Source organism: Aliiglaciecola sp. M165, from assembly GCF_007197995.1.
GTDB lineage: Bacteria > Pseudomonadota > Gammaproteobacteria > Enterobacterales > Alteromonadaceae > Aliiglaciecola.
In genome coordinates, this window is the sequence record NZ_VKKH01000008.1 from 32,916 (window position 1) to 49,950 (window position 17,035).

Consider the following 17,035-nt stretch of genomic DNA (forward strand, 5'->3'; position numbering starts at 1 on the left):
ATGAGCAAGCAATTTTTAGTCGTTGTTTTATTCACACTTAGTCTTAGCGCCTGCGGCGGGGGCGGTGACGAAGAGTCCCAAACGGCAACGAATCCAACTGTTACACAACCCACACCGACTGATACATCACCGGTTGTGACCATGGAGGCAACTTCCCTTGAGCTTCAGGCTAATCAACAACATGAAGTGGGCATTTCTGTCACTGACGATAACGGGATAAGCTCAGTAGTGTGGGAAGTACTTTCAGGTAAAATAACCATTTCCCAAAGCGATGACGACAGCGCAACATTGCTTGCAGGAGAAGTATCAGAAAATGAAGCCGCTGAGGTCAGGGTGACGGTCACCGATACGGCCAACCAATCTGTATCAGCTACTTTGTCGATTACCCTGCGTCCAGCTGAACAAGCTTCTTGGTCAACACTTAACTGGGAAACCCAAAGCATCGATGTGGGTTACACCGATGTATTGCCCTTTGCCGGCGTAACATCATCGGGAGAAGGTGTTGCAGTGCTTGCTGCCCGTGACAACGGTTCGATTACGCGTTTTAAAGTTGGCACCTTCTCGGATGAAAACATATCGAGCTTCTCTGAAGTAACAGAATACGTGGTCGCACAAACCGATGCTCAACCTTTTTTGACGCGCAAGCAGCGCCCCGTTTTTACACTCTCAGCTAGCGGTGAAGCCGTATTTGCCTGGATACGTTCAAACGAAGTGTATGGGATTGCACGAGACGCACAAGGAAATTGGTCCGATATCAGAAACTTAACCAGCGCCTTTGATTACGATATCTATAATTTGCATGAGATTGCGTTTAGCCAAAACGCGATAAGTTTTATCATGGAATATGACCAAGGCATGCCCGGACACCTTGATTCTGTGCCAGGCCTGGTGAAGTTATCCTTTGATTTAACACTTAACCCCTCACAAACGCAGCATCAAGTCATTATCGAAGAAGGGTTTTCTGGTGTTTTGGATACGTTTGTATTGGGTGAGAGTAGTTTGCTGTATGCGGTCAGCTCAGATGACGATGCACAGTCCATATCGGTGCAGGAAATGGATGGTGAGGTAAAAACATCTCTCACACTACCTGCAGGCCATGCACCCAAAGTGTTTATCAGCGCAGACTATCTGTTAACGACAAACAATAAAGTGGGAACCGATAAACGGATGGGTATTTTCAAAAAAGAGGAGGACGGCTATGTCGAAGTCGGTGAAGCAGGTGAGTATGCTTTGTCCCCTCAAGTAGCCACCAATGGCAAGCTGGTCGCTGTTTATGCTTTTGAGCAAGGCTATCGCGGGATATTTGAAAATAAAACGTTTTGGCTATTTGACCTGGAAACTCAGTCAACGATTACGGATACGGTTGTCGGACTAAATGGCACTTATGATAATACCAAAATTGTTATGAACGAGCGTGGCGAGACACTTATCGTAAGTGATGGTGGTGTGGCTGGTGAGGTTTTGTATCAAACCTTCTCTGAAAGTGGTGAAGCACTCGAAAGCGGACGTATCGCCAATGTGAATTACAGCAGTCTATTTGGCTCGCTAGTAAGCCTTGACGCAAAAACCACACCCAACGGTGTGATGGTTGTTGCAACTGGCACAAAAGAAGCGTTTGTAGCAACTGTTCAACCATAAAAACGTCCCCCTACTGCGTTTAAGGTCATCGAGAGGTGGCCTTTTTTTATCTTTGAAAGTCCCCACAATTTAACGTTGTTTTAGCACACCAAAAACTCCTCTGCACATTAAGCTTATCTCATCGAAAACCACAAGAGAGGTGACAATGAAAAAGAAACCCAAACACTCTGATGCTGAAAAGTTATGTTCGGCTCTATTGGTATTATCTGGAGTAGCAGATATAAACGAGTTGGCTAAAGTCACTGGAATACATCACAGTACTCTAAGAGCGTGGAGGGATAAGTTAGGCGAAAAGGAGTTCACTTACTGGGATCTTTGCCTAACCGTCAACGCTGATATAGAAGCTGACTCATTATTTTTACTTGCAGATATGCTCAATATTGGAGAGAGGGAGAGCACGTTTTGATTTGACACATATCCCACCCATTCAAAACTACTCTCCAAATCAATTTTAAAAAAAATGAGATAAGGTGATAGCAATGGAAGATATCGGTATTTGGTTAAGTTATTTGTTGGGTTTTGTGGCGCTAATATTCTTCGGGTTACTCGGAATGATAGCTGGAAGTGAAGGCGGAGGGGCAAGTTACTCAAGCTCTTCCAGTCCGGCAAGCTGCTTCGATGATGACGACAACTTCATCATCAACCATGCAACCGGCTCTCCAATGGTAGGAGGCGTTTCTGGCCAGGATGCCTTTGGAAATAACTTTGGTTGCAATAGCAGTATGTTTAATAGTTCTGGTTGCTCAGGCAGTGTCATGGGTAGTGGTTTTGACGATATTTAACTAACGGAGTTTATTCTTAAATGAGATGCCTTTAAGGGCATCTTTCGGCCAAGAGAGGACTAAATATGAAAGAGGTTGAACAAGTGTTGCGACCCTTTGATTGTCTATCCTAGAAAATAACTTCCACTATCTTAAAAATACTAGCGAATAAGTAAAAAGTTCACAATGTTTCGTTAAATATCATCCATTTTGATTTGCATAGTTTCAACAACCTCCGAGCTTAACGCTCCTACTCTGGAAAAAGCCTCTAATTGTTTTATTTGTAGCTTCTCGTATATATCGTCACATGCTTTCTTTTTCTCTTTTGACCAATTTCTCCTGCTAAGAGATACGAGGTTCAAATTGATTATAAATATCGATGAAGTAACTCCAGCAATTGCTGCGCTAATCGCTGCCCCTGAATCACCTCTCACGGCAGTATATGCCTTGTCAAAAATAAAATTTCCATGGTCAATCAATTTGAAACACTGTTCGGATATTTGAAACACAAAATCGGTAACTTGTTGTAGTTTATCGAGCGACTCTTTGTTGTATTTAGATTGCAACTCCTTGTTACTTTCATTCTCTGCCTGTATGCGCTGTTTTCTAAGTTTGACAACTTTTTCAAATTCCCTAGAGTCTTCTTCAAACAATAATTTCAGTTGAGGTTCTATGTTGTTTTGAATATCTTCAATTATAAATCGAAACTGATTTTCAAATTGAATATATTTAAGTTGATTTGATTTAATAGAACCATTGTCAATTCCGAGTTTTTCCTGTTCCGATTTTTTTATACTGAGACTGCAAACTGTTGTTATTAGTTTGCCTGCAAGTATTCCCATTAATGCTGCGGCGCTGCCCGAGCCTGGTGCTGAATTTCCTGCCCCAAAGTCGTTTAACAGGTTATTGACTGATCTATCTAATAACCTACTTGTAGTTACTAAATTACTATCCATAATATTGTAATACCATTTAAATATAGTGTTTGAAAGGCAAAGGCGGCAGATCGTGCGCCATTGGAGTTGCCGTTAGTATTTCTCCAACCTGGTCAGCAAAGCGCAGTGTAACAGGTTCACCATCAGCAAAATCACAGCGATTGAAGTTCACCTTTGTTAATCCAAGAATATCTTTTAAAACCTGTTCCATATCTGCTTCACCGAACGATATCTCTATCATTAATGGATTAGGGACTTCACGCCCTTGGTATGTGCCAAGTCTAGGTACAAATCCTTTAGTATATAAATAGGCTTTTTTATAACTATCTATGCAATAAGCACCTCTCAACAAGGGATGGTCTGTCGGGCTATATAACTTAAATTGTTTTTCGTGCCTTATTCTTATGGCAATGACTTTTGTGTTTTCAGGCACTCCAGCTTTGAACCCTTCCCACTCATCTTTATTTATTCTTGTTTTGCCATGGATAAATAACTCAGTCGGTGGAAACCCATGATCTCTTTTATAGGCAGCAACAATTTGCTCAGCAATAATTTTTGCTTTCACGAAAGGCAAATGAAACTGTTTCGTTTCTGAAGAATACCAAGGCCCTACAGCCCCCCTAAACACAACACCGTCGCCAGAGTCGAGGAACATTTGGGCACCGCAGCAGGCATTTTGACTATCTATTTGTGTTTCATCTTTCTTAAACACTAGACCCACGTAGCACACGCCAGGTCTTACATTTGCTAGTTTCCAAGGACGACCAGACGCTTTGAAAAATGCAGTAGTACATAGGTTCCAAGCTACTGACGCCTTATCTTGAAGTTGTCTTGTTTGCCTTCCGTTTTCTATGAATTCTTCTGGCATAAGGGTAGTTTCGCGAACGACCTGTATAACTGCTTTAGCATCCAACAATCTAGCCTTAAGTTGATTGTGAAAATTCAATTCGTAGCGGTACAGTTCAGCAGTTTCATTATCTTCGTCAAACAATGAGGGTTGAGCAGATAGTTTTTTTGCTAACTTGGCATTCATGAGCTGTGGCGATGTTTCTGCTATCGAACCTGGAACTCGAGATTGGGGGCGACCATATTTATAGACTTCTTCAGGAATAACTACAAACCAAAGGTCTACCCCTTCATCTTCTTCATTGATATGACGGCGAATCTCATTTTCAAAAATTGAAACGGTATTGTAGATCGCTTGGTGTCGGTCTTTGATACGAATAGCTTGAACAATCTCTTGGTCTGAAATGAGAATTGAGGTTACTGGTGTGTCCGGCCATTTCGCACTAAATAAGGCTTCAAAACCTGGAAAAGGAATGTGATGAGCAACCTCAGATGTCGCTGCAATGGGCAAATTGATTTGGTTTACCCATTTTTTGTATAACTGCAAACCGCTTTTTGTTCCAACAAAGCCTACTCTTATTGCGGTTGGCCCGTTTTCGTCGTTTAAAGGGCCAAACCACAATAATCCATCCTTGGCAAACGCTGTTTGTTGTTGGTAACCAAACAACAATTCTGGTTCATTTAAAAGTTGTATGTCCTTATTACTCATCATATCCGGCCTCTTCTTCGGTCAAATCAACTTTGACATCATCTACTTCATCAGGGGCTGCTAGGGGCTCAACATTGGCTACAAGTCTATAATCCATCTTAACTGCAGTTGGCCTACCAACGACTGTTATCAACTTGCCCTCACCAACATCAAGTTCTATTTCAGAACTTCCCCTTGACAACAAATGTGTATATAGCAATAGCAAATCTCTCCATCGAGGATTCCACCAACTCTTGCAAAAGCCTCGGCGTAATCTGTGCATTTTATTGCTGTCTTGGATTGCATTTCGACCATCTTCAGTGAATACCACATGTGGTATAAGATTTATGAACGGTGAAATTCCATATTGAACCTTTGCTTCAATAGCAAAATGCCAGAACAGTTTGTTTTTTGCGCTGAAACCATTTACTTTTTTGCGCCTGACTTGTCCATGCTGGTCTGGAAATTGAAGTAAGCCTTCATGTTTATCACTTATAGGGAAAAACCAAGAAACGCGACCGTTCGATAACTCGTACTTGTGTAATCCATTTTCAAACATGGAATTATTCCAAGTTTCAACTAATAGATTATTCACTTTCTTTATTACTTCTCCTCTTAAAAAATCCTTATGATTTCGAACTTCATTATTAAGTACTGAGTGCAATTTCAATTTTGGCGACTCACTGGGTATGACGTGACTTGGTAAAAAAGAAATTAGATCTTTGCGACTTGCGAACGTGCCAAGCATGCCACCCCATTCAAACCAGGCATAAGGACACGTTGATAACTGCTTTTGCCATAGCTTTCTATCTCCGGGTAATCGAAAAAAGTTAAGCTCTTCAGGTATGTAGGAAATCTCCAAGCTATTACTTGTCGCAAAGTCATCTTCTAATTTTACTGATGTAGATGGTTTTCGAGTAGCAGCGAGCACGGCGCCGAGATTAATCTCTTTGTTGAATTTTGGTGTTTCATCTCGCTCAAGACGTTCAACTAAGCGCTCTATCCCATACCCCCAACCTTTTGAGAAAGAGATAATGTTTCTATCTGAAAATCCATAAGGAAGACCGCCGAATTCAGTGTCGTCAATAATTATAGGAATGATAAAGTTTGGGAGCTTATTCTGCGATTCAGCATTGAGAGCTAGCTCAACTTCACGTTGAACACCAGGTTTGGTTAAGGATGTTTTCGTAATGACAATAATAAACTTAAAAGTGGAATCTAGAATCGCTTCATCAATATCTTCCCACCACTTTTCTCCACCAAATAATTTGGTAACATCGGACCAAACCTCATATCCGATAAGTTTGAGGCGGGTTGATAGCCATAATGTAAAATGGTTATCCTCGGGGGTCGCGTGGCTGACAAAGACTAAATTCTTTTGATTCCTGTCCTTCTCGACCATTACAATTCCTTCTCCAAAGCACGTTCATCAAATAAAACAACAAGTGGCTGGTACTATGTCCGTTAGGGTTTGAAAGCAGCTACAATTTAATTGCCCAGATTATTTACCTTACACAAGAGAGTTGACCAGGTACAGTCTTTGTTGCAAATATGAGACATGTTTAGTTTTCTGGTCCCACTGCGACTCTCATCACTGAAGTTGGATTTCGATCTCAAGTCAACCATTAGGAAAAACTGCTCTGATAATGAATCGCACAGAAGAGCAGTTAAGTTTTTTGCCTCGCCTACTTTTAATACCAAGCTGGTTAAGTTTTTCGGTTATGGTTTTTGTGTCACGGATTCCTTCACTCATAATGGATTCAATTATCGGCTTTAGCGATTGATGAAATTCGTTTGTTTGTTGTTTGATTCTCTCCCTTGCCCTGGAAGTGTCTGAATTTCGAACTTCTCCAAGAGAGGGGTTTCCTAGTTTGATCCCCCTGGCCTTGGCTGCTTGCAGTGCAGCTTTGGTTCTTTCTGATATTTTGTTTCGTTCATCTTCAGCCACTGCAGCCAGGATATGAATCGTTAACTTATTCGCATCAGGGTAGTCACAGCAAACGAAATTGACATTTGAGCGCATTAAGCCTGAAAGAAAGTGCACACACCGCGACAACCTGTCTAGTTTGGCAATAATGAGTATGGAGTTTGTTAGCTTACAGTGATTTAGAGCTGAGAGAAGGATAGGGCGATTGTTGCTTTTACCTGATTCTATTTCGGTGAAATCCTTAACTATGAAACCAGTGTCTCTCGATTTGATGTATCGATTCACTGCTTCTCTCTGTGCTTCCAAACCTAACCCGGATTCAGATTGTCTTTTTGTACTAACCCGAAAGTAAGCGATGTAGTTCATTGATACTTGCCTAAAAAATACTGCTATATGGTGGTTTAGCAGAATTATCTGGTCTTTGGTTAACCGGTCAAGAATGTGAACTTTTTAGCGACTGAATGAAATTGAGATTTGTCGCAGTGAGATTAGTTGAAAATCGTTTTGGGTTGAGACGTATTAGGGCAGCTAAATTAGGCTTCTCATATTTTGTATCAAAACACTGCAAAAAAACTACACCAGGAAAATAATGGAGCAGTGGACTATATATCCATTTATTTGCAAATTAATTTAAGTACAACACTTGTTAGCCTATCGTGACCAGCTTAGACGTGATTGGCGGATCGCCGATTTCGTTAGATAGTGTGATGCGTCAAGCTGTTTTGCTTTTTGTATTGCGAGCCATCGGTTTCAAAACGAATATTCGATTGTTCTTTCACACTAAAGACTAATAAATTAACAAACAGAATAGGAAACTACATTATGGAGTTGAACGATTCACTTTCGGACAGTCAGGCGAGGTTCGCGTTGTGGCTGGAATGCAAAATGCCAGAGCTACTACGTTTTTTCGATTTTGACAAAAAAGAAATATTGCATTACTCATTATCAAGGTATTTATTATGTGCCCCACGTACCGAAAAAATACTGGTTAGATTTGTCGCGTTGGTGTGGATTCACGAAAACGAATACGACTTTTGTCTAGTTGAAGCCGCTAGATGTTTAGATGCGCGGCAATTAGGCATCATACTGGAATGGTTGAGAGACCCTATTTGGCCATAGGTAATTAGTAGGAAAAATCGGCTGGTAGTCTCTTGGAATATTATTTTGGGGTCTTATTACTTAATTTTGTAACAATTCCAAGAATGTTATCAGCCGCAATATACGTATAGATAAAAAAAGCGAATCCATAGCTTTTCGTCACGTTTTTTAGTTACTAAATGCAAACTATTAAACTAGGAGAAGCAAAACAAGTCATTGAACTTTGAAGTCGTACCAACATCAATAGTCGGCTAGAGCCCTCCAAATATAGTTAACGTAAATTCGCAATTACGTTAGCATATCAAACCTAACGGAATAAGGGAGATCTAAATTCTTATGCATTATTTCTGCACCCAAACGTTTCCTATCACCCTGTATATTTAGCACCCTACATACTGTTGGTTTATTTTTGTACTAATATATAGGAAACCAAGTTTCCTATATTAAAATGACAGACGAAAAAATAGACTTTAAATGGCGGTGGAATCCTCCATCATTGCGCACTGTAAAGCAGCCTGAAACGCTTACACCAGATGAATTTTTAGACATGGTTGAGAGAGTTGATAATGAGCGAGTAGAGCCACTTATTGGATTGCGCAACCAGTGCATGTTGCTTACTACCTATTTTAGTTGTTTTCGTGCTGTTGAAGTGAGCCAGTGGAAAGTTAAGGAGGCTTTGTATCCTGATGGTTCACTAATGTTCGTCACTCGACTGAGAAAAGAGGGAACAAAGGGTAACTATCCTGCCATTGCCCATATACCCAACGTGCGGGAGTACAGAGCGTATTTAGATAAGTGGGTTGATGCCAGAGTAAAACATCGCATTGGCAAAGATAAATCAGGCTCTACGGATTACAGAGGTTTAGATCCAGAGTCGCATGTGTTTTTAAGTAACTGGCGTGGATTGTGGCAACCGTTTTCGCTCACTCGCAAAGTATCAAAAGGTAAGGAATACATGGTTGCTACGGCTGTTCAGAACCTGCTTACTAAGCTCTATAAGGATTACGGATACTCAAATTCTAGTAGTCACGCTGGGAGACACAGCTTTGCACGCTTTGCTCAGAAGCTACTTGAAAAGAAAGGTTCTCAAGATACAAATCGTATTATTCAAACTTTGCTACATCATCGTACCGAAGAAGCGCAGCGAGATTACACAGATATTGATTTTAATCATATTAGAGAAGTGGCTAGGCGAATGATGCCTAAACCCAAGAAACGCGGTAGGCCTAAAAAATAAGTTATAACAATGTTGCAACATTGAGTTGGCGTGCTATAGTTATAACATTGTTACCACAAGAGTGATTTTATTATGGAACTCGTAATTAGAAAAATAGGCAATTCAAAGGGGGCAGTTATCCCGGCTCCTTTGCTTAAAGAGTTGGGTGTTGATGCTGGCCAGATTATGCAAGCAAACGTCGTTGAAGGCCGATTGGTCATCGAGAAGATGAATAAGCCTGAATATTCACTTGGTGAACTATTGGCACAATGCAAACCAGAAACAATGGAATTGAGTTCAGAAGACCAAACTTGGTTGAATGATGGTCCTGCAGGGAAAGAAGAAGTCTGATGGTGAAAAAGTATATTCCGAAGCGTGGCGATATTGTGTTCACAAATTTTAACCCTTCTGCTGGGAATGAGCAGGCATATGAAAGACCGGCATTGGTGCTTTCGCCTGAGCCATTTAACAATCAAGTACAGCTCGCCCTGGTTGCACCTATAACCTCAACGGTAAGAGGCCATGGCTTTGAAGTGGCCCTTGATGACAAAACAGCAACACAAGGTGTGGTGCTTTGTCAGCAGGTTAAGACAATTGATTATGAAACGAGGGGGGTAAGATATATTGAATCAGCCCCTCATCATTTAGTTAACGAGGCTTTAGCGCGTGTACGTGCGCTGGTTAGCTGATAGGAAACAATATGAAAGACTCGATAAAGGCGGCATTGTTGTATTTGTGCTGTGTGATTACTGCAACATCTAGTTCTTATGTTGTGACACAGCCATACGGAATACTAATTACTCTGGTTACTGGGGTGTTTTTAGGGGTGATTGTTTTTGTGCTTATTAACTCGGTACCATGGGTAAATAAAAAGATTGGTTGGAACAAAATTATCCGTTCACTATACCACCGAGCAAGCGCTGAATACTAAGTTTAGAAAATGTAGGAAACAGATAATAAGGCCATTTACAAACGATACGCATGGTAGAAATCATTATTTCCATGCGCCAAAAGAACATACGGTTCCTAAATCTTCAAATGATAGAAAAGGTACCAAAACGGCTAAGAGGCAATCTGATAAAGAGCTTCTCGCCCAAGAATTACAGCAGTAGGAAACGTGGAGCTCCGATGCTCAATACATTAAAAGAGATTAGTGTTAACAAGTTTGAAAATAGTCAATTAATTGGTTTGAGTGCATTAGCGTTATTAACAACCATGTCCTTTAATTCGCATGCGAATACAAACAATGAATGCGAGCAATTCGAAAACATGCGACCTCACTCAATTGTCTTAACTGGTACAAAAAATGTGTCAGAAGCGACAGACCTATCAATCCAATGGTCAGAATGTAACAAAGATGCCATTTCTTTAACGGTTTACCTTGGCACACACAAGCTAACGCCAAGTACAGAAATACTCGAAAACAAAATTTCGGAAGATATAAAATCCACGGGTTTAGAAAATTTTATGCTATTTATTGTCAAACACGATAACGAAGGAACAGGGGCTTCCATACAATGGCAAGGTAAAAGCCTAGGTCTATTTCCCTTGAGCAGGCTTAAAGAGCAACTAATTGATGCAGCAACTGCCGCAAATTGGGAAAACCAAAAATTCTAAAGCAATGTATCGCAATCGGAAAAAGGCATGGATAAGAATAAACTGCTCATACAGTCTACATTGGAAGCCATTAAAACACTTGCTTTCAATCTGCTTGCAGGTTGGCTAGTTTGCCTCATTTTGCTTTACTTCTTCGCAGATGCATTAGGCCTTTTTGAAGTTCATAATTATTCAGAATTTATAGAACAAATGATGTTTTCTGTTCAATCTCTGGCGCTGCCCGTTTTAATTGCTCCGATCTTGGCAATGCTTAAATTTAACAAAGTATATTTTTCTTCTGAAGAAGAGCAAATCTAACGTATAGGAAACAGAAAAGTGATCAACCTCACAGATATTCAAGAGTTTGTTTCAGATTTTAGAAATGCATGCGATAAGGTAAATTGGCAAAAAATGCCGTTAGAATATCAAGAGTTCCCACTTGGTACTTGTGGAGCCATGAGTCAGATATTGGCGTCTTTCCTTATTGCAAGAGGATATGAAAATATTGAATATGTGGCTGGAGAAAGGAATAGTCAATCTCACGCTTGGTTGGAGATTGAAAGAATAGCTATTGATGTGACAGCATCTCAATTCAATGAGATAGGAAGCAAAATTTTGTGTCAGAAAAAGTCTGAATGGCACAATCAATACGTAGAACAACAACGATTTTTATGCTCTGGCGAGCTTTCACCTAACCGGATTTTGGTTTCAAATGCTATTTATTGTCAACTAAATCAATAATCTGCAAACAAGGGAATGAACAAATGGAAGCCCGGCGAATCGAAATGGCAGCTTTTAAAGCAATTGAACACTATAGAGCCGCTTTTCACTGTTCGATAGATAATGGGTATACCTTTGGTTCTTCGCAATTGATGCTTGTGTCATTTAGTGCAGAGTTGGCAATGAAGGCATTGAATTATCAACACGGTTCCAGTGCTAGTGGCCACCGATTGAAAAAATTATTGAATCAACTTCCGCCAAAATTTTCAGAGGAAATTGAGACAGAAATGAGAGAAGAATGGGATGACTACGATTCTTCTTTGGATAACGTAGACCATGCATTTGTTGAATGGCGATACATATTTGAAGCAAAAGAGCCTAAAACTTTGAACGTTAACTTTTTAATGAGGCTAGCTGAAATCTGTTGCAACATAGTAAAACGCGAGTTTCACATTGAAGAACGTATTATAGAAAATGGTGTGAGAAAAATTATTCACTTACCATCGATAAAAAAGTGACAAAGGAATGAAGATGTAAGCCCCTGTGGACTCAAAATGAGAGCCTAGTGGTTTAAAGGCTAGAGGCTATTTACATGGTTAGGCTAAAATCAACTAAAAAATTAAACTTACGGGTTTTTAAATTGGTTTTGAACATAGGGCTTGAAATTGAGCCTGATAAAGGCGATACGATTTCGTTTATTTGGCCCTCAGTAAACGGATATAAATTTGTCCAACTACCCAAAAAGTACAAATAGGAAACATAGGCATACTCTTTAGATCCGATTATGGAAAACTAAACTGTAGATTTTGGTTGTCTGGAAAAATGATTAAAGCCCTTGTTTTACATGGCCAACGCTTAAATAGCGAGTCTGGGGATTCCAGCATTTTTAGTCAAATGCTGGGTTAATAGTAACGATATTGAAGAATTCTGGAAAATCGCTCTTACAAGCGTCTTGAGTGGTTTTCCAGAGTTCTTCCAGAACTGAATATAAAGAGTAAAGATGTCATTCAAATGGAAGGAGGTTAACTGGCCTACAATTTTGTTGAGCGGTATTCTGGCAGCGATAATTAGCTTTATAGGAAATAAAATCAATACAGAAAATACAATCGAAGCAAATAAGAATTTACAGAACAATGATTTAACCTTACGCATTGAGCAATTTGATAAAAAATACGAACTAGATAAGCAAGAACTTGCTGAGTCCCGTATAGCGAGTCTGTCTGAGCAGCAGCTTTTATCTGACCAGCTAGATTTTCAACGAAAAAAGTCTTTGCAAGTAGAACAGCAGTTATCAATATTGAAACAATTCCTAACATCCAATACTAGCAATATTAAGCAGATAACAGCGCAACAACTAGCTTTAATTACTAATTTCGCAAAGCAATTAGAAACGGATAGAAATGAGATAAATAAAATCACTATACGTGAGAAGACACTGAACTATATTGACGCCGCTCGACTTGTTCACCAAAAAACTGCGGAGCTTAATTCGACCTCTTGTGTGCTAACATTTAATTCGACTAGCATTGTAGATGGTGTAAAGGTGTTTTTTGGTAATAAACAATTAGACTCTGCTTCTTGTGACGCTCATAACCTTGTTCGTGCTGAATTAATCGAAGCGCTTGTTCAATATGAATCTAAATTCAGTGACGTATTGTTTCTAGCAGCACCAAATTTATCTGCAAAAATTACGACTCTTAATGATGAAGTAAACACAACTGCACTACGCAAATTTCTATTAAGTGGTAGCGGTATGATCGATTTAACAGCAGATATTGTCAGTTTGAACACATTAATGATGCCTGAGTCGAGATTTTCAGCACATTTGGCTGCGATCATGACAGAGGTACCATAAAAGTTGGGAATAGATGAGATGAACAACTTATTTGCAATACAGTTGTACCTAAAATCAATTATACATCTTAACGCACAACTGATAGTTTGAGTATATGAAATTTGAGGATTTTAGTTGTGAAAAACTATTTCAATAGTTTTATCTTATGTGCAACAGTAGCAGTGTCTGTGGCGACTATGCCTACGTATGCCGAAAAGAATGTTAGGCCTGATCCACAACCAAAAACACCAGAAGGCTCAAGAGTAACTTTTCAATATGGCTTTGACGTAGATAAGGCTATGCTAGAAACTGCAGCCCGTTTTCTTATTAAAGAAGGTTGCGAGACAGACATAAAATACTCCGAAGAAGTTTTCCCTGGGGAGATTAAAGTGTCTACCAGGGGGCAATCAGAAGAATACGAAGACCCTGCTGCAGCCGCAACATGGGCTTTACAAAATTGTTTACCTGTAGGTAAGTAATAAAAGATGGAATTCTGGAAATTTACCTTACTGTAGGTGGCAGCATTAACAGCTAAGTCTGTTGGTTTAGTTTGGGCCTTGATCGAGTTATATGATTTTGTGACACTGATGATTCAAATTCCAGTTGTATTTTGGCGAAGTTTGCCGCTGATTTTACCAAATCGCTAACACAGGAATAAGAAATGATCATCGATGATATTATTTCAATCGGCCAGTGGACTCGTAAACCACCGACAGAATCAGGCACATACTGGCACTGGTGGGGTGACAACAAAAGTGCCCCTTTCGTATTCAATGTTGGTTTTTCCGGTACCAAACGAAAATGTTTTATTCAAAAAGGTCATGGCGGTATGAAGGACCCTCAGTGGTGAGATGAATATGGTGGGTTCTGGGCTCCATCGTTCCCCCCATCTACTAGTTTTGAAGCATAGGCCATCATGCAGACCATTACAGACAATTTTACACTGACTTCTGGTGATTATGTTTATCTTCATTGGCATTCAGATCCCAGCACCAAGCTGATTGCAAAGAAGTTAGTGGATGGCCAATTAGTAAATGCCGCAACTGGCGATGAGATTAGTAAGCATTCATTAAGAAATTGGCTTGTTGGCGAAGAATTCAAGTTGTAGGAAAAAGGAAGTGATCATATGAGTATGCACATATCAGGAAGCGGCGAAAAGGTTGTACTTTACGAAAGAATCAAATTTCTGGAGATTGCTATCGAAGTGGCAAATGAAGACGAAGAAAGTGAAGCTATTGCCTCCAAATTGGAAGCAGAACTACAGCAATACAAGGATAGATATGAGAGTGCTGATGGCAGTGTTTTAATGGACGCTTCTGGAAAGTTTGAGTTAAAAATGCGAGCTAAAATGTATATTCAAATGATACGCGATTCTTCGGCTCAAAAGACTGAAAATCGAACATAGGAGACATGATGACCAAATTTATTATGGTTGATATGGAAGGGCCTATAGCCGCAACTATAGGAACAGCTAATATCTGTATGGCTGTATCGGATGGCAAGGAAAGAACTAAGGTTTTTTTCACCGGAAAGGACGAACCGATTGTGATCCTTTGTTCACTCACAGAATTCAATAAAGCATGTGGATCAGAAGAAATATTTGTAGAAATTGAGTGATAGGAAACAATAATGCTCGATGTTTTAGTGGTAATACTTTTGATAGCTGTGCCAGTTATTTTACTTATGTGGTTCCTTGGCTTTTTCGCACGTAAAAAGAAGAAAAATAAATCAGGATGGGACAACCCAAATAAATCACCGCTATCAAAGTCAATTGATGATAGATAGGAAAAAATATGAAAGACTCGATAAAGGCGGCATTGTTGTATTTGTGCTGTGTGATTACTGCAACATCTAGTTCTTATGTTGTGACACAGCCATACGGAATACTAATTACTCTGGTTACTGGAGTGTTTTTAGGGGTGATTGTTTTTGTGCTTATTACCTCGGTACCATGGGTAAATAAAAAGATTGGTTGGAACAAAATTATCCGTTCAATATACCACCGAGCAAGCGCTGAATACTAAGTTTAGAAATGTAGGAAACAGGATGATGTTAAAACGAAAAATTACCTTACCGTTGAGTATGCTGACTATAGCTTCAACCGGGTTTCTGATGATTCTTGGAGTGATACCAATGTCACTATATAGTTTGATACCCGCAGGGGTTCTTGCTTGCGCAAACGTATTCGCTCGATAGGAAACAATGTACGAACAATATGCCATAATGTAATAAACAATACAGCATTATGTGATTTATGGCAGAAGCATTCTATAGAGTCAAAGAAGGTGAATTTGTTCGTCAGCTTGAAACAACAACCATCACAAAAGTGATCGCGCAAGAAAGTATAGATGAACCTTTAAAGTTTGTTGTAGTGGCAATAAATTCGGCCACTAAAATGGCATATGCTATGCGTCATGGGCGAGTAGATGAACTTAGAACATGGCGCTTAGATAATCTAGCTAGATTTTTAAAAAAACACGCTGTAGCCTCTTTTGAGACTCAGTTTCAGAGATAGGAAATGACATATGGAAAATGGAATGGAAGTTAGTTTAGTGGTAATTGCACAAATAGCTTCAGTGCTAGTTTCAGCTGGCACAGGCTTAGTGTTATTGGTCTCCGCTAGAATCAATTTTAAGATTGCTAAGAATGCTACTAGAGCACGCAGAGAGCAGAACTATTTTCAAGCAAGTAATTTGATGATGAAGTATTGGGACGACATCCAGCATATCCATTCTCTCAACAACAAAAAAATACATTATGAAGATTGGGAGCCTAAAGATAGAGCCATCGCCGCTAGAGTTTGCTTATGTTTACACCAGATAGGTGGTTTGATGGGAAGTGGTGCTGTGCCAGAGTCAATATGTGAATTGTATTTTTACTCCATTCCCAAGGTATACCATACATTGAAGCCATATCTTGAGTCCGTTCGCAAAGAGGGCAAGGATTTTAGGCATCAAAGTTATTGGTTCGAGCTTGAACCTTTAGTTGAAAAAGCGCTCCAGCTGAATAAATCTAAAGGTCGAGACTTTGGGGACATTGAATTGCTAAAAGTTGGATAGGAAATAATGAAATGGTAGGTAAAGTAGACTGGGAAAAATTATTAGAAAAGTTAGGCGGAGAGAATTCTAGAGCTTCAGAGTGTTTAAGTAAGATAATATCTCACATTATTGATTGTGGATTATCTAACCAACTCACCGTGGAAGAAACAGGCTATGGTGACTTGTTAATACGTAATATTGCATATCAAAAAAAACATTTCCAATTGATGCCAATCTCCGATAATCGGTTGGAGCTGAATTTCAAGGATGAAAACACTGGTGTAGTTCGTTGTTTCTTTCCACACCCAAGTCATTCTGATTCGCTTAACAGAGTTTCTCAGATTCTAAGCAACATTGACTGGACCAATCCGGTTAAACCAAATAAATGGTATGACTGGCCTTTCTTCTATCCAATGGTCAAGTAAATAGGAAATATTAATGGATTTTGCAGCAAAGATAGCCTTTATCCTCATAGCTGTTACAACAACAGTATGGTATTTGATAGAACAAAGGAAAGATCAAGAACCATTTAATTACGGCAAAATCATCTGGGCGATTTGTACGGGCTGGTTAGCTGGTTTTTGTTTGTATGTAGTTTTCTTTGTTGATCCTGCTGAGCAGGGACAAGCATTAACTTTGTATAACAGAGTTAAAGAAAATGGAGCCGTGTTAGCCGCGTCGATTGCGGCCAGCGCTTTAGCTTGGGATAGGTTTTTCAATAGAACAAACCAATAACAG

Annotated in this window: 28 protein-coding genes; 24 read left to right on the plus strand and 4 right to left on the minus strand. The window is 39.7% G+C overall.

The genetic code is table 11. The annotated features are described in order from the left end of the window. From FM019_RS16515 to FM019_RS16525, 3 genes are all read left to right on the plus strand, one after another. Nucleotides 1-1,638: a hypothetical protein gene (locus FM019_RS16515; protein WP_143837071.1), complete on the plus strand. Its 1,638-nt coding sequence runs from the start codon at nucleotides 1-3 to the stop codon at nucleotides 1,636-1,638. A gap of 145 nt (nucleotides 1,639-1,783) precedes the next feature. Next, nucleotides 1,784-2,044, plus strand: a complete 261-nt coding sequence (locus FM019_RS16520; protein ID WP_143837072.1) for a transposase — start codon at nucleotides 1,784-1,786, stop codon at nucleotides 2,042-2,044. Nucleotides 2,045-2,117: 73 nt separating this feature from the next. After that, the gene (locus FM019_RS16525) at nucleotides 2,118-2,420 is read left to right on the plus strand and encodes a hypothetical protein (RefSeq protein WP_143837073.1); all 303 of its coding nucleotides are present in this window, start codon (nucleotides 2,118-2,120) and stop codon (nucleotides 2,418-2,420) included. A 173-nt stretch (nucleotides 2,421-2,593) separates the two neighbouring features. Here the strand turns inward: FM019_RS16525 and FM019_RS16530 are convergent, their stop codons facing one another. The 4 genes from FM019_RS16530 to FM019_RS16545 form a co-directional block, all read right to left on the minus strand. Continuing rightward, on the minus strand, nucleotides 2,594-3,355 hold the full coding sequence (locus FM019_RS16530; protein WP_143837074.1) for a cyclodeaminase/cyclohydrolase family protein: 762 nt from the start codon (nucleotides 3,353-3,355) through the stop codon (nucleotides 2,594-2,596). Between the two features lie 16 nt (nucleotides 3,356-3,371). Continuing rightward, nucleotides 3,372-4,892 carry a hypothetical protein gene (locus tag FM019_RS16535; RefSeq protein ID WP_221934390.1) on the minus strand — a complete coding sequence of 507 codons (1,521 nt, stop codon included), beginning with the start codon at nucleotides 4,890-4,892 and terminating at the stop codon, nucleotides 3,372-3,374. Then, on the minus strand, nucleotides 4,882-6,270 hold the full coding sequence (locus FM019_RS16540) for a toll/interleukin-1 receptor domain-containing protein (protein ID WP_143837075.1): 1,389 nt from the start codon (nucleotides 6,268-6,270) through the stop codon (nucleotides 4,882-4,884). Before FM019_RS16540 ends, FM019_RS16535 begins: the two co-directional genes overlap by 11 nt. 216 nt (nucleotides 6,271-6,486) lie before the next feature. After that, nucleotides 6,487-7,161 carry a recombinase family protein gene (locus tag FM019_RS16545; protein ID WP_143837076.1) on the minus strand — a complete coding sequence of 225 codons (675 nt, stop codon included), beginning with the start codon at nucleotides 7,159-7,161 and terminating at the stop codon, nucleotides 6,487-6,489. 456 nt (nucleotides 7,162-7,617) lie between these two features. Here FM019_RS16545 and FM019_RS16550 point away from each other — a divergent pair, with 456 nt between their 5' ends. From FM019_RS16550 to FM019_RS16645, 21 genes are all read left to right on the plus strand, one after another. Continuing rightward, the gene (locus FM019_RS16550) at nucleotides 7,618-7,914 is read left to right on the plus strand and encodes a hypothetical protein (RefSeq protein WP_143837077.1); all 297 of its coding nucleotides are present in this window, start codon (nucleotides 7,618-7,620) and stop codon (nucleotides 7,912-7,914) included. A gap of 427 nt (nucleotides 7,915-8,341) precedes the next feature. Further along, on the plus strand, nucleotides 8,342-9,130 hold the full coding sequence (locus FM019_RS16555; protein WP_143837078.1) for a tyrosine-type recombinase/integrase: 789 nt from the start codon (nucleotides 8,342-8,344) through the stop codon (nucleotides 9,128-9,130). A 72-nt stretch (nucleotides 9,131-9,202) separates the two neighbouring features. Next, nucleotides 9,203-9,460: an AbrB/MazE/SpoVT family DNA-binding domain-containing protein gene (locus FM019_RS16560; RefSeq protein ID WP_143837079.1), complete on the plus strand. Its 258-nt coding sequence runs from the start codon at nucleotides 9,203-9,205 to the stop codon at nucleotides 9,458-9,460. Then, on the plus strand, nucleotides 9,460-9,798 hold the full coding sequence (locus FM019_RS16565; RefSeq protein ID WP_143837080.1) for a type II toxin-antitoxin system PemK/MazF family toxin: 339 nt from the start codon (nucleotides 9,460-9,462) through the stop codon (nucleotides 9,796-9,798). The genes FM019_RS16560 and FM019_RS16565 overlap by 1 nt, the downstream gene beginning before the upstream one ends. Before the next feature lie 11 nt (nucleotides 9,799-9,809). After that, nucleotides 9,810-10,040, plus strand: coding sequence for a hypothetical protein (locus FM019_RS16570; protein WP_143837081.1), 231 nt, complete (start codon nucleotides 9,810-9,812; stop codon nucleotides 10,038-10,040). Nucleotides 10,041-10,237: 197 nt separating this feature from the next. Next, the gene (locus FM019_RS16575) at nucleotides 10,238-10,726 is read left to right on the plus strand and encodes a hypothetical protein (RefSeq protein ID WP_143837082.1); all 489 of its coding nucleotides are present in this window, start codon (nucleotides 10,238-10,240) and stop codon (nucleotides 10,724-10,726) included. 27 nt (nucleotides 10,727-10,753) lie between these two features. Then, nucleotides 10,754-11,023: a hypothetical protein gene (locus FM019_RS16580; RefSeq protein ID WP_143837083.1), complete on the plus strand. Its 270-nt coding sequence runs from the start codon at nucleotides 10,754-10,756 to the stop codon at nucleotides 11,021-11,023. Between the two features lie 18 nt (nucleotides 11,024-11,041). Further along, nucleotides 11,042-11,446: a hypothetical protein gene (locus FM019_RS16585; RefSeq protein WP_143837084.1), complete on the plus strand. Its 405-nt coding sequence runs from the start codon at nucleotides 11,042-11,044 to the stop codon at nucleotides 11,444-11,446. Nucleotides 11,447-11,469: 23 nt separating this feature from the next. Further along, nucleotides 11,470-11,943, plus strand: a complete 474-nt coding sequence (locus FM019_RS16590) for a hypothetical protein (RefSeq protein WP_143837085.1) — start codon at nucleotides 11,470-11,472, stop codon at nucleotides 11,941-11,943. Nucleotides 11,944-12,425: 482 nt separating this feature from the next. Next, nucleotides 12,426-13,280, plus strand: coding sequence for a hypothetical protein (locus FM019_RS16595; protein WP_143837086.1), 855 nt, complete (start codon nucleotides 12,426-12,428; stop codon nucleotides 13,278-13,280). Nucleotides 13,281-13,396: 116 nt separating this feature from the next. Then, nucleotides 13,397-13,738 carry a hypothetical protein gene (locus FM019_RS16600; protein ID WP_143837087.1) on the plus strand — a complete coding sequence of 114 codons (342 nt, stop codon included), beginning with the start codon at nucleotides 13,397-13,399 and terminating at the stop codon, nucleotides 13,736-13,738. 182 nt (nucleotides 13,739-13,920) lie between these two features. Continuing rightward, the gene (locus tag FM019_RS16605; protein WP_143837088.1) at nucleotides 13,921-14,109 is read left to right on the plus strand and encodes a hypothetical protein; all 189 of its coding nucleotides are present in this window, start codon (nucleotides 13,921-13,923) and stop codon (nucleotides 14,107-14,109) included. Nucleotides 14,110-14,175: 66 nt separating this feature from the next. Next, a complete protein-coding gene (locus tag FM019_RS16610; RefSeq protein WP_143837089.1) occupies nucleotides 14,176-14,367 on the plus strand; it encodes a hypothetical protein in 192 nt (63 codons plus the stop codon). A gap of 18 nt (nucleotides 14,368-14,385) precedes the next feature. Further along, the gene (locus FM019_RS16615) at nucleotides 14,386-14,664 is read left to right on the plus strand and encodes a hypothetical protein (RefSeq protein WP_143837090.1); all 279 of its coding nucleotides are present in this window, start codon (nucleotides 14,386-14,388) and stop codon (nucleotides 14,662-14,664) included. Between the two features lie 8 nt (nucleotides 14,665-14,672). Then, nucleotides 14,673-14,876 carry a hypothetical protein gene (locus FM019_RS16620; protein WP_143837091.1) on the plus strand — a complete coding sequence of 68 codons (204 nt, stop codon included), beginning with the start codon at nucleotides 14,673-14,675 and terminating at the stop codon, nucleotides 14,874-14,876. 12 nt (nucleotides 14,877-14,888) lie between these two features. Then, nucleotides 14,889-15,044 carry a hypothetical protein gene (locus FM019_RS20845; RefSeq protein WP_185969322.1) on the plus strand — a complete coding sequence of 52 codons (156 nt, stop codon included), beginning with the start codon at nucleotides 14,889-14,891 and terminating at the stop codon, nucleotides 15,042-15,044. A gap of 8 nt (nucleotides 15,045-15,052) precedes the next feature. Beyond that, nucleotides 15,053-15,283, plus strand: a complete 231-nt coding sequence (locus FM019_RS16625) for a hypothetical protein (RefSeq protein ID WP_143837092.1) — start codon at nucleotides 15,053-15,055, stop codon at nucleotides 15,281-15,283. A gap of 230 nt (nucleotides 15,284-15,513) precedes the next feature. Beyond that, nucleotides 15,514-15,774, plus strand: a complete 261-nt coding sequence (locus FM019_RS16630; RefSeq protein WP_143837093.1) for a hypothetical protein — start codon at nucleotides 15,514-15,516, stop codon at nucleotides 15,772-15,774. A gap of 10 nt (nucleotides 15,775-15,784) precedes the next feature. Beyond that, nucleotides 15,785-16,318, plus strand: coding sequence for a hypothetical protein (locus tag FM019_RS16635; RefSeq protein WP_143837094.1), 534 nt, complete (start codon nucleotides 15,785-15,787; stop codon nucleotides 16,316-16,318). An 11-nt stretch (nucleotides 16,319-16,329) separates the two neighbouring features. Further along, nucleotides 16,330-16,722: a hypothetical protein gene (locus FM019_RS16640; protein WP_143837095.1), complete on the plus strand. Its 393-nt coding sequence runs from the start codon at nucleotides 16,330-16,332 to the stop codon at nucleotides 16,720-16,722. Between the two features lie 13 nt (nucleotides 16,723-16,735). Further along, nucleotides 16,736-17,032 carry a hypothetical protein gene (locus FM019_RS16645; RefSeq protein WP_143837096.1) on the plus strand — a complete coding sequence of 99 codons (297 nt, stop codon included), beginning with the start codon at nucleotides 16,736-16,738 and terminating at the stop codon, nucleotides 17,030-17,032. The last annotated feature ends 3 nt before the right edge of the window (nucleotides 17,033-17,035 follow it).

What these genes read in the sequence shown, in the direction of transcription:
- FM019_RS16605 (WP_143837088.1), top strand. Translation starts at nt 13,921, where the DNA reads ATGATCATCGATGATATTATTTCAATCGGCCAGTGGACTCGTAAACCA.
- FM019_RS16560 (WP_143837079.1), top strand. Translation starts at nt 9,203, where the DNA reads ATGGAACTCGTAATTAGAAAAATAGGCAATTCAAAGGGGGCAGTTATC.
- FM019_RS16610 (WP_143837089.1), top strand. Translation starts at nt 14,176, where the DNA reads ATGCAGACCATTACAGACAATTTTACACTGACTTCTGGTGATTATGTT.
- FM019_RS16590 (WP_143837085.1), top strand. Translation starts at nt 11,470, where the DNA reads ATGGAAGCCCGGCGAATCGAAATGGCAGCTTTTAAAGCAATTGAACAC.
- FM019_RS16570 (WP_143837081.1), top strand. Translation starts at nt 9,810, where the DNA reads ATGAAAGACTCGATAAAGGCGGCATTGTTGTATTTGTGCTGTGTGATT.
- FM019_RS16550 (WP_143837077.1), top strand. Translation starts at nt 7,618, where the DNA reads ATGGAGTTGAACGATTCACTTTCGGACAGTCAGGCGAGGTTCGCGTTG.
- FM019_RS16515 (WP_143837071.1), top strand. Translation starts at nt 1, where the DNA reads ATGAGCAAGCAATTTTTAGTCGTTGTTTTATTCACACTTAGTCTTAGC.
- FM019_RS16620 (WP_143837091.1), top strand. Translation starts at nt 14,673, where the DNA reads ATGACCAAATTTATTATGGTTGATATGGAAGGGCCTATAGCCGCAACT.
- FM019_RS16630 (WP_143837093.1), top strand. Translation starts at nt 15,514, where the DNA reads ATGGCAGAAGCATTCTATAGAGTCAAAGAAGGTGAATTTGTTCGTCAG.
- FM019_RS16625 (WP_143837092.1), top strand. Translation starts at nt 15,053, where the DNA reads ATGAAAGACTCGATAAAGGCGGCATTGTTGTATTTGTGCTGTGTGATT.
- FM019_RS16645 (WP_143837096.1), top strand. Translation starts at nt 16,736, where the DNA reads ATGGATTTTGCAGCAAAGATAGCCTTTATCCTCATAGCTGTTACAACA.
- FM019_RS16565 (WP_143837080.1), top strand. Translation starts at nt 9,460, where the DNA reads ATGGTGAAAAAGTATATTCCGAAGCGTGGCGATATTGTGTTCACAAAT.
- FM019_RS16555 (WP_143837078.1), top strand. Translation starts at nt 8,342, where the DNA reads ATGACAGACGAAAAAATAGACTTTAAATGGCGGTGGAATCCTCCATCA.
- FM019_RS16575 (WP_143837082.1), top strand. Translation starts at nt 10,238, where the DNA reads ATGCTCAATACATTAAAAGAGATTAGTGTTAACAAGTTTGAAAATAGT.
- FM019_RS16525 (WP_143837073.1), top strand. Translation starts at nt 2,118, where the DNA reads ATGGAAGATATCGGTATTTGGTTAAGTTATTTGTTGGGTTTTGTGGCG.
- FM019_RS16535 (WP_221934390.1), bottom strand. Translation starts at nt 4,892, where the DNA reads ATGATGAGTAATAAGGACATACAACTTTTAAATGAACCAGAATTGTTG.
- FM019_RS16640 (WP_143837095.1), top strand. Translation starts at nt 16,330, where the DNA reads ATGGTAGGTAAAGTAGACTGGGAAAAATTATTAGAAAAGTTAGGCGGA.
- FM019_RS16595 (WP_143837086.1), top strand. Translation starts at nt 12,426, where the DNA reads ATGTCATTCAAATGGAAGGAGGTTAACTGGCCTACAATTTTGTTGAGC.
- FM019_RS16580 (WP_143837083.1), top strand. Translation starts at nt 10,754, where the DNA reads ATGGATAAGAATAAACTGCTCATACAGTCTACATTGGAAGCCATTAAA.
- FM019_RS16520 (WP_143837072.1), top strand. Translation starts at nt 1,784, where the DNA reads ATGAAAAAGAAACCCAAACACTCTGATGCTGAAAAGTTATGTTCGGCT.
- FM019_RS16530 (WP_143837074.1), bottom strand. Translation starts at nt 3,355, where the DNA reads ATGGATAGTAATTTAGTAACTACAAGTAGGTTATTAGATAGATCAGTC.
- FM019_RS16540 (WP_143837075.1), bottom strand. Translation starts at nt 6,270, where the DNA reads ATGGTCGAGAAGGACAGGAATCAAAAGAATTTAGTCTTTGTCAGCCAC.
- FM019_RS16615 (WP_143837090.1), top strand. Translation starts at nt 14,386, where the DNA reads ATGAGTATGCACATATCAGGAAGCGGCGAAAAGGTTGTACTTTACGAA.
- FM019_RS16635 (WP_143837094.1), top strand. Translation starts at nt 15,785, where the DNA reads ATGGAAAATGGAATGGAAGTTAGTTTAGTGGTAATTGCACAAATAGCT.
- FM019_RS16545 (WP_143837076.1), bottom strand. Translation starts at nt 7,161, where the DNA reads ATGAACTACATCGCTTACTTTCGGGTTAGTACAAAAAGACAATCTGAA.
- FM019_RS20845 (WP_185969322.1), top strand. Translation starts at nt 14,889, where the DNA reads ATGCTCGATGTTTTAGTGGTAATACTTTTGATAGCTGTGCCAGTTATT.